The 13657-nt window shown below is 66.1% G+C and carries 14 protein-coding genes; 7 read left to right on the top strand and 7 right to left on the bottom strand.

All coding sequences use genetic code 11. The annotated features are described in order from the left end of the window. Positions 1-14 precede the first annotated feature (14 nt). Positions 15-1178, top strand: coding sequence for a nitric oxide-sensing protein NosP (nosP, locus tag BLV47_RS18865; RefSeq protein WP_092316072.1), 1164 nt, complete (start codon positions 15-17; stop codon positions 1176-1178). Continuing rightward, complete coding sequence (gene nahK / locus BLV47_RS18860; RefSeq protein WP_092316070.1) at positions 1108-3750, top strand: hybrid sensor histidine kinase/response regulator NahK/ErcS'; 2643 nt, start codon at positions 1108-1110, stop codon at positions 3748-3750. Before nosP ends, nahK begins: the two co-directional genes overlap by 71 nt. 546 nt (positions 3751-4296) lie before the next feature. On the opposite strand, the gene BLV47_RS18855 is transcribed toward nahK, so the two are convergent. From BLV47_RS18855 to BLV47_RS18830, 6 genes are all read right to left on the bottom strand, one after another. Continuing rightward, positions 4297-4962 (bottom strand): response regulator transcription factor, encoded by a 666-nt coding sequence (locus BLV47_RS18855; RefSeq protein ID WP_092316068.1) that lies wholly within the window; start codon positions 4960-4962, stop codon positions 4297-4299. A 46-nt stretch (positions 4963-5008) separates the two neighbouring features. Further along, positions 5009-5551 carry a PQQ-dependent catabolism-associated CXXCW motif protein gene (locus BLV47_RS18850; RefSeq protein ID WP_092316066.1) on the bottom strand — a complete coding sequence of 181 codons (543 nt, stop codon included), beginning with the start codon at positions 5549-5551 and terminating at the stop codon, positions 5009-5011. 344 nt (positions 5552-5895) lie between these two features. After that, on the bottom strand, positions 5896-6687 hold the full coding sequence (locus tag BLV47_RS18845; RefSeq protein WP_092316064.1) for an ABC transporter permease: 792 nt from the start codon (positions 6685-6687) through the stop codon (positions 5896-5898). Continuing rightward, positions 6684-7442 (bottom strand): ABC transporter ATP-binding protein, encoded by a 759-nt coding sequence (locus tag BLV47_RS18840; RefSeq protein WP_092316062.1) that lies wholly within the window; start codon positions 7440-7442, stop codon positions 6684-6686. The genes BLV47_RS18845 and BLV47_RS18840 overlap by 4 nt, the downstream gene beginning before the upstream one ends. After that, entirely contained in the window at positions 7439-8413 is a 975-nt protein-coding gene (locus BLV47_RS18835) for a YVTN family beta-propeller repeat protein (protein ID WP_092316060.1), read from the bottom strand. Before BLV47_RS18835 ends, BLV47_RS18840 begins: the two co-directional genes overlap by 4 nt. 30 nt (positions 8414-8443) lie before the next feature. Next, positions 8444-9628, bottom strand: coding sequence for an ABC transporter substrate-binding protein (locus BLV47_RS18830; protein ID WP_092316058.1), 1185 nt, complete (start codon positions 9626-9628; stop codon positions 8444-8446). 185 nt (positions 9629-9813) lie between these two features. On the opposite strand from BLV47_RS18830, the gene BLV47_RS36760 reads away from it, so the two are divergent. The 5 genes from BLV47_RS36760 to BLV47_RS18810 all read left to right on the top strand — a co-directional run bounded on the left by BLV47_RS36760 (position 9814) and on the right by BLV47_RS18810 (position 12453). Continuing rightward, positions 9814-9936 carry a hypothetical protein gene (locus tag BLV47_RS36760; RefSeq protein WP_019092738.1) on the top strand — a complete coding sequence of 41 codons (123 nt, stop codon included), beginning with the start codon at positions 9814-9816 and terminating at the stop codon, positions 9934-9936. Positions 9937-9938: 2 nt separating this feature from the next. Then, the gene (locus tag BLV47_RS18825; RefSeq protein ID WP_092316056.1) at positions 9939-11210 is read left to right on the top strand and encodes a sensor histidine kinase; all 1272 of its coding nucleotides are present in this window, start codon (positions 9939-9941) and stop codon (positions 11208-11210) included. Beyond that, complete coding sequence (locus BLV47_RS18820) at positions 11210-11848, top strand: response regulator (RefSeq protein ID WP_092316054.1); 639 nt, start codon at positions 11210-11212, stop codon at positions 11846-11848. The genes BLV47_RS18825 and BLV47_RS18820 overlap by 1 nt, the downstream gene beginning before the upstream one ends. A gap of 42 nt (positions 11849-11890) precedes the next feature. Further along, entirely contained in the window at positions 11891-12127 is a 237-nt protein-coding gene (locus BLV47_RS18815) for a type II toxin-antitoxin system ParD family antitoxin (protein ID WP_092316052.1), read from the top strand. A gap of 101 nt (positions 12128-12228) precedes the next feature. Beyond that, positions 12229-12453 carry a type II toxin-antitoxin system RelE/ParE family toxin gene (locus tag BLV47_RS18810; RefSeq protein WP_244168941.1) on the top strand — a complete coding sequence of 75 codons (225 nt, stop codon included), beginning with the start codon at positions 12229-12231 and terminating at the stop codon, positions 12451-12453. Positions 12454-12878: 425 nt separating this feature from the next. Here the strand turns inward: BLV47_RS18810 and BLV47_RS18805 are convergent, their stop codons facing one another. Further along, a complete protein-coding gene (locus tag BLV47_RS18805; RefSeq protein WP_092316050.1) occupies positions 12879-13538 on the bottom strand; it encodes a pentapeptide repeat-containing protein in 660 nt (219 codons plus the stop codon). Positions 13539-13657: the final 119 nt, after the last annotated feature.

The following is a 13657-nucleotide window of genomic DNA, read 5'->3' as shown; positions in this document are numbered from 1 at the left end:
CGCCGGAGGCGACGATGCAGCAAGCCCAAAGCGAGGGCGTGGTCAGTGCCATGTCCCAGGCGGTCGATCCGCAGCAGGTGGCCCAGGACCTGGCTAGCCAGTTGCTGCATCCGCATTTGGGCTTCGTGCTGTTCTTCTGTTCCGCCGAGTACCCGCTGCAAGCCCTGGGCACGGCCTTGCAGCAGAGCTTCGGCGGCATTGCCCTGGTGGGCTGCACCAGCGCCGGGGAAATCACCCCGCTGGGCTACGGGCGCAATTGCGTGACCGCCATCGGTTTCGATCACCGGCATTTCTCCATCGCCGCCGAGCTGATCGACCAGATGGAGCACTTCAGCCTGATCGACGCTCAGCAGATGGTCGAACGCCTGGTGGGCGGCTGTCGCAGCAACACCCTGGCGCCGATCAAGGGCAACAGCTTCGCCCTGACCCTGCTGGACGGTCTGTCGAGCCGTGAGGAAATGGTCCTCGCCGCCCTCAGTGCGGCCCTGGGGGACATTCCGCATTTCGGCGGTTCGGCCGGCGACGACAATTACTTGACCCACACCCATGTGTATTTCGGTGGCGAGTTCCACAGCGGCGCGGCGGTGGTGGTGCTGGTCAACACCTGGCTGGATTTCGAGGTGTTCACCACCCACCACATCCTGCCGCGGGAAGAAAAGTTGGTGGTCACTGGTGCCGACAGTGCCTTGCGCCGGGTCTATGAGCTGAACGCGGAACCGGCCGCCGAGGAGTATGCGCGGCTGATCGGCGTGCCCCTGGATCAGCTCGACCACCGGGTGTTCGCCGCCCACCCGCTGGCGGTGCGGATCAACCAGCATTACTACGTGCGCGCGGTGCAGCAGGTGCACCCGGACCTGAGCCTGAGTTTCTACTGCGCGGTGGAGAACGGCATCGTTCTCACCGCCATGACCCCCGGCCCCTTGCTGCCCAACCTGCAGCAGCTGTTCGACGGCTTGCAGCAGCGCCTCGGCGGGCTGTTGCTGACCATCGGCTGCGACTGCTTTTTGCGCCGCCTGGAGCTGGAGGGGCAGGGCAGCCTGGAGCGCATCGGGGCCTTTTTGCGGGAACAGCGGGTGATGGGTTTCAACACCTACGGAGAACAGTTCAATGGCATGCACATCAACCAGACCTTCACCGGGGTCGCCATTGCCCGCAGTCGAACTCCGGCCCGCCGCTGAGCTGCAAGCGCAACTCGACTGCCTGCAACGCGAGAACCGCAAGCTGCGGCGCATCAACAGCGCGCTGATCGAACGGGTCGAATCCGGCGTCACCCGGGGCAACGATCCCTATGCGGCGTTCCAGCATTCGGTGGTGCTGGCCGAGCAGGTGCGCGAACGCACCGACGCGCTGAACCAGGCCATGGCCGAGCTCAAGGCCGGTAACCACCTGCTCAGCGAGGCGCGGCTGCGGGCCGAGACTGCGCACCAGCACCTGATCGACGCCATCGAAAGCATTTCCGACGCCTTCGTGCTGTTCGACCAGGAGCAGCGCATCGTCCTGTTCAACAGCCGCTTCCGCGCGTTCTGGACTCACAGCCGGGTGCGGATCATGGCCGGCATGCGTCTGTCGGAAGTGCGCCGGCTGATGACCAGCACCGGGCTGTTCAGCGAGGAGCCACGCAGCGCTGGTGACGAACAACTGCTGTACCGCCTGCACAACGGCCGCTGGTTGCAGGTCAGCGAACGGCCGACCCGGGAAGGCGGGCGGGTGATCCTGTTTACCGACATCACCGAGGTCAAGCACAGCGAAACCCTGCGCCGGGAACAGGCGGTGGCGCAAAAATCCCACTTGCTGCAACGGGCGGTGGACAACCTGTCCCAGGGCGTGGCCATGGTCAACGCCGAGGGCATCCTCGAACTGTGGAACCGGCGCTTCCTCGAACTCAGCGGGTTGGCCCCGGTGGCCGCGCACCGCTTGTTCGCCGAGGTCATCGGCGACAGCGAACTGAGCCTGCTGACTCCCGCCAGCCGCGACACCAATGGCCGGATGATCCACGAATGCGAACAGCGCCTGAGCGATGGCCGGGTGCTGGAGATCCGCACCCACCCGCTGCCCACCGGCGGTTTCGTCAACACCTTCACCGACATCACCGAGCGCTATCAGCACGCCGAGGCCCTGAGCGAAAGCGAACGCTGGATCCGCCTGATCACCGACCATGTGCCGGCGCTGATCGCCTACCTGAATGCCGATCTGGTGTATGAGTTCACCAACAAGGTCTACGAGGAATGGTACTGCTGGCCGCGGGGCGTGATGCTCGGCCAGAGCCTGCGCGAGGCCCACAGCGAACAGCATTACCAGCGCCTGGAGGCCTACGTGGAGCGGGCCCTGGCCGGGGAGAGCGTGACCTTCGAATTCGCCGAGACCAACGTCAACAACCAGGAGCGCTACATGCTGCGCTCCTACGTGCCCAACCGCCTGGCCAATGGCGAGGTGGTGGGGATCTTCGTGCTGATCCGCGACATCACCGAGCGCCGGCGCACCGCCGAGGCGCTGCATCAGGCCTATCAGAACCTGGAGCTGCGGGTGCGCGAGCGCACCGCCGAACTGACCACCCTCAACCAGCAACTGCTGCGCGAGATCGAAGAGCGCAGCCGGGTCGAATCGCGGCTGCGCGAGGCCAAGGCCGAGGCCGAACGGGCCAACCTGTCGAAGACCAAATTCCTCGCCGCAGTCAGCCATGACCTGCTGCAACCCCTGAACGCCGCGCGGCTGTTCACCAGCGCCTTGCTGGAACGTCGCGACCCCCAGGCCAGCAGCGCCCTGGTGCGCAATGTCAGCAACTCGCTGGAGGATGTGGAAAACCTGCTGGGCACCCTGGTGGATATTTCCAAGCTCGATGCCGGGGTGATCAAGGCCGACATCGCGCCGTTCGCCCTGAGCGAGCTGCTGGAAAACCTCGCCGCCGAGTATGCCCAGGTGGCCCGCAGCGAGGGCCTGGAACTGCACTTCGTGGCCTGCTCGGCATTGGTACGCAGCGACATCCAGCTGCTGGCGCGGATTCTGCGCAACCTGCTGAGCAACGCCATCCGCTACACCCGCCAAGGCCGCGTGGTGCTCGGTTGCCGGCGCCAGGGACATTGGCTGTCGATCGAAGTCTGGGACAGCGGCATGGGCATCGCCGCCGAGCGCCTGGAAGAAATCTTCCAGGAGTTCAAGCGCGGCGAAGAACAGCGTCCGGACCAGGATCGCGGCCTGGGCCTGGGGCTGGCCATCGTCGAGAAGATTGCCGGGATCCTCGGCCACCGTATTGGCGTGCGCTCCTGGCCCGGGCGCGGTTCAGTGTTCAGCGTGCAAGTGCCGCTCAGCGCCAGCGCGCCCTTGCCGGCGCCGCGCCTGGAACTGGGCGAGGCCCTGCTGGAGCGTTTGCAGGGCGCGCGGATCTGGGTGCTGGATAACGACGCGGCGATCTGCGCCGGCATGCGCACCCTGCTCGAAGGCTGGGGCTGCCAGGTGATCACCGCCTTGTCCGAAGAAGACCTGGCGCGCCAGGTCGACGACTACCGCGCCGACGCCGATCTGTTGATTGCCGACTACCACCTGGACCACCAACAGAACGGCATCGACGCCGTGGCGCGGATCAACGCCCGGCGCGCCCTGGCGATCCCGGCGATGATGATCACCGCCAACTACAGCAACGACCTCAAGCAGCAACTGCGTGAACTGGGCCACACCCTGATGCACAAACCGGTGCGCCCGATGAAACTCAAGACCGCCATCAGCCACTTGCTGAACCCAACGCGGCATCCCTGACAACCGTAGGAGCTGGCTTGCCGGCGAAGGGGCCCGCAAGATCGCCTTCGCCGGCAAGCCGGCTCCGACAGGCCCCCGCACAGTCACTACCAACCGTAGGAGCTGGCTTGCCAGCGAAGGTGCCCGCAAGACCGCCATCGCCGGCAAGCCGGCTCCTACAGGCTCCCGCACAGTCACTACCAACCGTAGGAGCTGGCTTGCCAGCGAAGGTGCCCGCAAGATCGCCTTCGCCGGCAAGCCGGCTCCTACAGGCCCCCGCACAGTCACTACCAACCGTAGGAGCTGGCTTGCCAGCGAAGGTGCCCGCAAGACCGCCATCGCCGGCAAGCCGGCTCCTCCAGGCCCCCCGCACAGTCACTACCAACCGTAGGAGCTGGCTTGCCAGCGAAGGTGCCCGCAAGATCGCCTTCGCCGGCAAGCCGGCTCCTACAGGCCCCCGCACAGTCACTATCAACCGTAGGAGCTGGCTTGCCAGCGAAGGGGCCCGCAAGACCGCCTTCGCCGGCAAGCCGGCTCCTACAGGATCGGCGGTACGATCGGCTGAATTCAGCGGCGCAGGTAGGCGCCGAAATCGATGTCCCCGGCACTGAGGATCGCTTGCACCCGGTTGTGCACGTTGAGCTTGCGCAAAATCGCTGAGACGTGGGCCTTCACCGTGGTTTCGGCAATGTCCAGGGTGTAGGCGATCTGTTTGTTGGATTCGCCCTTGGTCATGCGTTCCAGCACCAACAGCTGTTTGCGGGTCAGGGCCTGGAGCAGTTCCGGGGGGAAGCTCGGGGTCTCGCTGTTGCGCCGCCCCGGTTGGCTTTTCTGGGTGCGGATGATGTCCGGCGGCAGGTACACGTTGCCGTTGAGGATCTGTTCGATGGCCTCGGTCATCTGCGAGCGCGCCGAGGATTTGGTGATGAAGCCGACGGCGCCGTAGGTGATGGCCTGGAGCACGATCTGCTTGTCTTGCTCGGCGGAGACGATCACCACCGGAATGGTCGGCGCTTCGTTGCGCAGGGTGATCAGGCCGTTGAGGCCGTGCATGCCGGGCATGTTCAGGTCGAGCAGGATCAGGTCCAGGTCGTCGTGCTCCTGGGTCAGGGCCAGGGCGCTGTCCAGGTCGGCAGTTTCCATCACCTCGCTGCCGGGAAATCCGTCGCTGATGACGTTGTGGATGGCTTCGCGAAACAGTGGGTGATCGTCGGCTATCAGAATTTTATACATGGCCTTTCACCTCGTTATTGTCAGTGTGCGGGGGGCTTTTGCGGTTTCAGGGAAAGGCTTCCGGCTGGGCCGCCACCACGGGCAATCCGGCGGCTTCCCAGGCGTCCAGGCCGTCGCGATACCAGTAGAGGGAGGTATAGCCCAAGGCTGCGGCGCGTTTTACCGCGTTCCAGCTCAGCCAGCAATCGGCGCGGCAATAAAACACCAGCGGGTGTTGCCGGTTGCCGGCGCTGAGCTGCTCCAGGTAGCGGCTGAAGTAGCCTTGCCACTCGGGGCTCAGTTCGCCGTCGCCGGTATTGGCCAGCCAGTGGCTGCCTGGCAGGTTGGCGTGGGGCTCGCTGTCGATGAAGCGGCCTTGCAGCCATTGGCGGCGATAGACGTCGATCAGCAGGGGGCTGGGTTGGGCCTGGAGCAGGGCCTGCAAACCCTGGGTGTCGATGATCTGCGCGACCTCGATCCGGGTGGGTGTCGGGCTGCGGTAGAGGCTGGTGCGATAGCCGTCGGCGGAAAACAGCGGGGTTTCGGCCTGGGCCATTCCCAGGGTCAGGCTCAGGGACAGCAGGGCCAGGGTCTGCAGGGCACGGGGCATAGGGGGGATGTCCTTCTTGTTATGCGCCCATTACATGCCAGGGCGATGGCATTTGTGAATGCGACCATCGACAGCAAAAGCAGTACCAAAGTCGTAGATCGCCCACGGGCACGCGCTGTGTAGGAGCCGGCTTGCCGGCGAAGGCGGCCTTGAGTCTTGCGCTGGGCGTGCGGGCCTCTTCGCTGGCAAGCCAGCTCCTACGGTGGGTGTGTGGGCCGCGTGGAGCGCCCTTTTCTGTAGGAGCCGGCTTGCCGGCGAAAGGGGCCTTGGGTCTTGTGCTGGGCTTGCGGGCCTCTTCGCTGGCAAGCCAGCTCCTACGGTGGGTTGGGTATGGCCGGGGGGGCTCAGGTGCTTTTGCGCAGGGCGGCGTGCTGCGGGTTGAAGGTCAGCACCGCCAGCATCGAGAACACCAGGGTCAGACCCAGGCACACGGCCAGGGCCAGCAGGTTGAAGCGTTCATACAGGGCGAAGCGCACCAGCTCCACGGCGTGGGTGAAGGGGTTGAGGGCGCACAGCCAGTACAGCCACTGGCTGGCCTCTTGCATCTTCCACAGCGGGTACAGCGCCGAGGACAGGAAGAACAGCGGGAAGATCACGAAGTTCATCACCCCGGCAAAGTTCTCCAATTGGCGGATGGCGTTGGACAGCAGCAGTCCCAGGGCGCTGAGCATCAGGGCCACCAGCAGCAGCGCCGGCAGCGCGGCCAGCAGGCCCATGGCCGGCGGCTGCACGCCATACAGCCAGGCCACGGCGAGGAAGGCGTAGACCTGCAGTAGCGAGATCAGCGAGGTGGCCAACAGCTTGCTGGCCAGCAGGAAGGCCCGGGGCAGGGGGCTGGTGAGCAGCACGCGCATGCTGCCCATTTCCCGGTCGTAGACCATCGACAGCGAGCCCTGCATGCCGTTGAACAGCAGGATCATGCAGGCCAGCCCCGGGACTATGTAGACCTCGTAGGGAATGTAGGTGCTGTAGGGCTCGATGATGGCGATGCCCAGGGCCGCGCGAAAACCGGCGGCGAACACCAGCAGCCACAGCAGCGGGCGCACCAGGGCGCTGAGAAAGCGCGTGCGCTGCAGCACGAAGCGCAGCCATTCGCGCAGCACGATGCCGCGCAGACACTGCCAGTAGGCGTTCATGCGTGCGCTTCTCCGATCGGCGCCGGGCGCGGCTGGGCACTCTGGGTCAGGCGGGCGAAGGCCGCGCTCAGGTCGCCGCCCTGTTCCTCGCTGATGGCGCTGGCCAAGCCACTGGCCACCAGGCGCCCCTGATGCAGGATCAGCAACTGGTCGTCGGCCTGCACTTCGTCCAGCAGGTGGGTGGTCCAGAGCACGCTCAGGCGTTGTTCCTGGCACAGCTGACGGATGTGCCGGTTGAGCGCCAGGCGGCTGGCCGGGTCGAGGCCGGCGCTGGCTTCGTCGAGCAGCAGCAGGCGCGGCTCGTGCAGCAGGGCGCGGGCGATCTCCACCCGCCGGCGGTGGCCGCCGTTGAGGGCGCGGACGCTGTCCCGACGCCGTTCGGTGAGGCCCTGGCGCGCCAGTTCGGCGTCGATCCGTGCCTGCCCCTGGCGCCGCGACAAACCGTGCAGCGCGGCGTGGTAGTGCAGGTTCTGCTCCACGCTCAGGTCCAGGTCCAGGGTGCTTTGCTGGAACACCACGCCGAGCTGGCGCAGGGCGGCGCGGGCGGCGTTGCGCAGCGAGCAGCCGCCGACGCGGATGTCGCCCTGCTGCAGGTCGTAGAGCCTTGTCAGCAGGGCAATCAGGGTCGACTTGCCGGCGCCGTTGGGGCCCAAGAGCGCGGCGAAGCGCCCGGGGGCCAGGCTCAGGCTGACCTGATCGAGGGCCTGGCGCGGGCCATAGGCGAAGCTCAGCTGGCTGACCTCCAAAGCGTTCATGGGGTCACCACCACGCCCCAGGGATAGCGTCCGACCTTCACCGACTTGAGCACCTTGAGGCTGTTCACATCGATCACCGAGACATCGCCGCTGACCCCGTTGGTGGCCAGTAGCTGGCTCTGGTCCGGGGTGAATGCCAACTGCCAGACCCGGCGCCCCACCAGCAGGTAGTCGAGGATTTCGTAGGTCTTGGCGTCGATCACCGCCACGTGGTTGGCCGGGCCCAGGGCGACGAAGGCGTACTTGCCGTCGGCGCTGAGCTTGATGCCCACCGGCTGCACCTTGTCCGGGTGCACGCCCTTGATCTTGAAGTTCAGGGTCTTGAGCACCTGGCGCGTGGCTACGTCGAGGATGGTCACGGTGCCGCCGATTTCCGCCGAGGCCCAAAGCCTTGAGCCGTCCTGGTTGAACTCGACGAAGCGCGGGCGCTGGTCCACCAGGGTGCTGTCGGCCAGGGTCTGGGTGCTGGTGTCGATCCAGTGCAGCATGTTGGTGGTTTCGCTGGTGTTCACCGCCCACTTGCCGTCGGGGCTGACCGCCATGCCTTCGGGCTCGACCCCGACGTTGATCTGGCCGAGGACCTTGGCGGTCTCGGTGTCGATCACCGTGACCAGCGCGTCGTCCTCGTTGGACACGTACAGCCAGCGGTTGTTGGGGTGCAGGGCGAACTGCTCGGGGTCCTTGCCCGAGGGCAGCTCCTTGACGATCTTGCGGGTGGCCACGTCCAGCACCTGGACCCGGTCCGAATCGCTGGCGCAGATGTACAGCAGCTTGTTGTCATGGGACAGCAGCAGGCCGCGTGGGCGCTGGCCCACCGGCAGCGTCTCGGTAACCTCCAGGGTCTGCATGTCGATCAGGCTCAGGCTGTTGTCCTTTTCGTTGGACACCCAGGCCGTGGCGGCCATGGCGTGCCCGGCGGCGAGCAGCAGGGCCGCGCAGAGGGCGGAGCGGCAGAGAAGGGGGCGGCGCATGGCGGATTCCTTGTTGTTGTGGTTATCGGATCAGGGGTAGCGGCAGGTCACTTCGGGACGGTCGTAGCCCAGGCTGTCCATTTCGTTGAAGGGGTGCAGGAAGCCGTCCTGGGGCGAGGTGCTGACCAGGGCCCGGGGCTGCACCAGGGGAATCGGTTGGCGCAGTTCGCCGTTCCACGGGCGGTAGCTGAGCTTGCGACCCTTGAATCCGTCCAGTGGCAGTTGGTCGCTGAGCAGCAGCGCTTGCAGGGCTCGGGGTTCGGCCTGGCGCAGTTTGCTCACCGCGCTGGCGACGCTGCGCACGGCCATCCAGGCGGCGAAGTCGCGGTCATTCATCCAGCGCCCGGCCTGGGCTTCGAAGCGCTTTTGCAACTGCGCGGCGCCGAAGGTCTCGACGCTCTTGTGCCAGCCGGTTGGGGTCAGGCCCTGGGTGCCGGCCACCGGGCGCGGGTACCAGGTCTGGTAGGGCAGGTATTCGCCGAAGTCGCCGCGCTCGTCGGCCACCAGCACCACGTCGTATTCGGCGGTCTGGGTGAACAGCGGCATATCGGCCTGGGCGCTGCGGCGCTGGTCGTTGTCGAAGGTCCAGGCCTTCTCGGCGACGATCTTCAGGCCGAAGCGCTGCATGGCCCGGCGCAGGGCATCGGCGTAGGCGCGGTCGTTTTCGGTCTGGCCGACGATGAGCAAGGCCCGCTGCCATTTGCGCAGCGCCATGAATTGCACCAGGGCGTCGGCCAGCATCGCCCGGCCGGGCAGGCTGTGCAGCACATTGCCCAGGCACTGGCTGCTGCGCAGGCGGTCGTCGGGGCTGCCGGCGTTGAACAAGAGGCTGTCGGGCAGGGCCGCCGACAGTTCGCGCAAGCTGGCCGCCGGGGCATTCACCACGAACAGCCGCAGGCCCTGGTCGTGCTGGGCCCTGGCCGCTTGCAGCAGGGCCGCGGGACTGTCGACGCTGACGCTGTCGAGCTGGAACTGCTGCTTGAGAAAGCGCCCGGTGCTGTTGCTGTCGACAATCGCCAACTGGGCGCCTTGCAGCCCGGCGTCGGCTGGCTCGGGGATGATGTTCGACAGCAGCGGGCCGGGATCGGGGCGATAGCCCAGGTAGCCGATGCGCACCTGCAAGGGTTCCTCGCCGGCCTGGCTGGCGCTCAGGGGCAGCAGGAGCGAGGCCAGGGCCAGCAGGCAAGTCGGGATGAGCGGGGCAGGCTTGTGCATAAGGCACTCCACGGCAGGTGGCGCCAGCATAGGAACAGTGCCGGGACGGGGAAATATGCAGAAAGTAGCGCCCGGGCAGTACCAAGGTAGTAACCCGGTGCGGGTGCGGCGGTCTTAGCATGGTTCCAACTGCCCCGACCCTGGCCCGAATCCGCCCCCGAGCCCGAACCTTGAGAGCGACGCCCATGCGCATCATCAAAGTGCTGCTCCTGCCCTTGCTGCTGATCCTCAGCCTGATCGGCGTCGATCGCCTGCACGGTCCGCGTCCGGTCGTGCCCCTGGCGGTGCCGCTGGTTCCGGGGCGCTAGGCATGTCGGCGCTGTGGCGGATCAACCTGTGGGTGACCGCGTTCTTTGCCGTGGTGACCCTGGCCTGCGCCGGCTTGCTGCTGCATCAGGCGGTGGCCGATGTCGAACGTGAATTGCAGTCCGCCGAGGCCGTGGTGGAGTACCTGAGCGACAGCGCCGAGCGCAACCCGGCGGGCCTGCAACCGCATCTCACCCAGAGCCTGCGCCATGTGCGGGTGCACTGGCTGGGGCCGGACGAGGCGGCGCGCATGCCCGAGCAGGCCGGGCTGGACGCCTGGCTTGGCCGCCAGCTGTTCAGCGACCGCCGCCACAGCGCCCGCGAACTGGACCTGGGCGACGGCCGCCGGGTGCTGATCGCGGTGGACGCGCGCGACGAGATCGACGAGGTCTGGGATTCCCTGCAACAGCTGTTGAGCCTGTGCGGCCTGGCCCTGCTTTTGAGCCTGCTGACCATCCGCTGGGCGGTGCGCCGCGGCATGGGGCTGCTGGATGATCTGCTGCGGGCCTTGCAGCAAGTGTCCGGCGGGCAACTGGCGGTGCGCCTGCGCGAAACCGGCCTGCCGGAAGCGCGACAGCTGGCCGGGCACTTCAACCGCATGACCACGACCCTGGAACAGACCCGCGCCGACAACGCGCAACTGACCCAGGCCCTGCTGGCGGTGCAGGAGCGCGAGCGCACCTACCTGGCGCAGACCCTGCACGACGACCTCGGGCAATACCTGGCGGGCATCCGCGCCCAGGTCTGCCTGCTGCGCATGGTGGCCGACCAGCCGACGGTGGTGGAACACACGGCCCAGGCCCTGGAGCTCAATTGCGAGCGTTTGCAGCAAGGCTTTCGCGCCCTGGTGCAGGACCTGTACCCGGTGGTGCTGCAGCACCTGCCGCTGGCCGAGGCGGTCGGCCTGCTGGTGAACCAATGGCAGGACAGCCAGGGCATCGACTGCCAATTGCGGGTTGGCGCCGACCTGCCGACGTTGCCCGACGCGAGCAAGACCCACCTCTACCGCCTGCTGCAAGAAGCGCTGACCAATGTCGCCCGGCACGCCGGCGCCAGCCAGGTGCGGGTGCGCCTGCAACGCAGCGCCCGGGGCCTGCGCCTGCTGGTGCGCGACAACGGCTGCGGCGCGCGTCAGCCCCAGCGCCCCGGCGTCGGCCTGCACTCGATGGCCGAACGGGCCCGCAGCCTGGGGGGCGAACTGCAGATCCTCAGCCGTCCCGGCGCCGGCTGGGCGCTGGCCTTGAACATGCCCCTGAACATGCCCATGGAGGCCTGATGAACATCTTGTTGGTGGATGACCACGCCGTGGTCCGCCAGGGTTATGCCAGCCTGCTGCGCGCGGTACTGCCGGCGATGCAGGTGCGCGAAGCGGCCAGCGGCGAAGAGGCCCTGGCCCGAGTGGCTGAAGAGGTGCCGCAACTGGTGATCATGGATTTCGGCCTGCCGGGCATCAGCGGCCTGGAAACCACCCGCCGCCTGCGCCAGCGCCTGCCGCAACTGCGGGTGCTGTTCTTCAGCATGCACGACGAACTGCCGCTGGTGCGCCAGGCCCTGGAGGCCGGCGCCTCGGGCTACCTGACCAAGAACTCCGCGCCCCAGGTGCTGATCGAAGCGGTGCACCGAGTGCTGGCCGGGCATGCCTACATCGAACAGCCCCTGGCCACGCAACTGGCCTGCATCCCGGCGCAGAATGCCAGCGACCCGCGTCTGCAGAGCATGACCCAGCGCGAGCTGGAGATCTTCGTGATGCTGGCCAAGGGCACCCCGGCGCGGGTGATTGCCGAGCAGCTGTGCATCAGCGCCAAGACCGTGTCCAACCACCTGACCTTGCTCAAGAGCAAGCTGCAGGTCAGCTCTCATGCGGAGTTGGTGCATCTGGGGATTGATATGGGGGTGGTGCGGGTGGCGGGGTGAGGGGGTATGGTTTGGCAAATTTTGTCAAAAGCGGACAAAGCCATGAGCACCATGAACATCTCCCTGCCGGACGCTCTCAAGTCCTTTGTCGACGATCAAGTCAGTCAGCGCGGCTACAGCACCAGCAGTGAATATGTGCGTGAGCTGATTCGCAAGGATCAGGATCGGCAACATCTGCGTGGCCTGTTGTTGGCCGGTGCTCAATCGGCGCCGGGCACTGCTGTGCAGCGTGACTATTTCGAATCCCTGCGTGCCAGGGTTCACAAGGCGCGAGGATGAAAGCCAAGCCGGTCATGCCACGTGCCCTTGCCAGCCAGGACGTGGGAGGCGCTATCAGCGACTAGCTTGACCAACAGGCCGAGCAGGCTGCGCTCGGTTTTATCGATGCTCTGGAAAATGCCTATCTTCATATCGGCCGCCATCCGGCCTCGGGTATGTCTCGCTACGCCCACGAGTTGGATCTGCCGGGGGTGCTTTGCTGGCCGCTGAAACGCTATCCCTATCTGGTGTTCTACGTTGAGCGCGATGAGCACATCGACGTATGGCGGGTTTTGCATGGTATGCGGGACTTTCCTGAGTGGTTGGCTGAAGGTGTTTACCGGTAGTGGTGGGGGCTTTTTGGGGTGAGGGGAGGTGCGACGTATCCGTTGCTGCCATTTTGGCCGCTGACGGTTTAGCTCTTACAGCGAGTCCCTTTTTACAAACGTCGGAGTGCCGGCCCAGCAAAAAGGAACCAAAAACGCTTGCCTCTCCATGGGCCCCTCGCTGGGGCTGGGAAAGGGCCTGAAGATCAAAAGCCAAGTTCGTTTACGCACTGTCCGTAGGAGCCGGCTTGCCGGCGAAGAGGCCCGCAAGACATGTAGCGCTTGAGCGGACGCCTTCGCTGGCAAGCCAGCTCCTACGGAGGGGGCAGAAGCGTTTTGCTCACTTTTGTCTGGGCCGGCATTCCGGTTTTTCAAAAGTGAGTCGCTGTAAGAGCGAAACCGTAAGTGGCAGCACCCGCAGTGCCGGATATCCCCCCCCGGTCCCCTCACTTATCCCATGTCCCCGGACACCCCTGGCACCCCTCCATATTGGCATCCTGAAAATTCCCATAATGCTGCCGCGCCCCACGCAGGTCGGCGCGTGCCAGATTGCTCTCGCCGAACTTGGCTTCCTGCAGATTGGCCTCGCTCAGATTGGCCCCTTGCAGATCGGCCTTGTTCAACCAGGCCATCTCCAGATCGGCCGCTTGCAAGTTGGCCTGGTGCAGTTTGGCCCCGGATAGCCGGGCAAATTGCAGATAGGCCGCGCTGAGGTTGGCGTTCTTAAATTGCGCGCCCTGGGCAAACAGGCCCCAGCCCTGAATCGCCATCAGCTTGGCGTCGGTGAAGTCCGCCAGCCGCAGGTTGCTCTGTTGCAGGCTGGCGCGGGTCAGGTTGGCGCCGGAGAGGCGGGCCTGTTCCAGGTTGGCCAGGTCCAGCTGGGCATGGCGCAGGTCGGCGCCGGAGAGGTCGGCGCCGGTCAGGTTCATCTTGCGCAGGTCCTGGTTGGCCAGGTGGGCGCCGCGCAGGTTGGCGCCGGGGCATTGGCTGGATTCGGCGATCAGGCAGCCGTTGATGGTCAGGGGCACGTCGTTGCCGTCGTCGTCGACGTTCACCGCGAAGGCGGGGGACAGGCTCAACAGCAGGACCAGGGGCAGGTAGTTCATGGTGCGGTTCTCCAGGCGGGAGTGAAGGCGGGTTGGGCGAGGCGCGGGCTGGCGCTCGGCCGGCGCCCTGGGGGGCGTAGCCGTGGTGAACCCGGCCCCTGGGGTGTGTCGGCACATCC

It is taken from the genome of Pseudomonas saponiphila (genome assembly GCF_900105185.1).
Lineage (GTDB): Bacteria > Pseudomonadota > Gammaproteobacteria > Pseudomonadales > Pseudomonadaceae > Aquipseudomonas > Aquipseudomonas saponiphila.
Note: the sequence above shows the minus strand (reverse complement) of the source record. Positions and strands in the feature narration are given on the sequence as shown.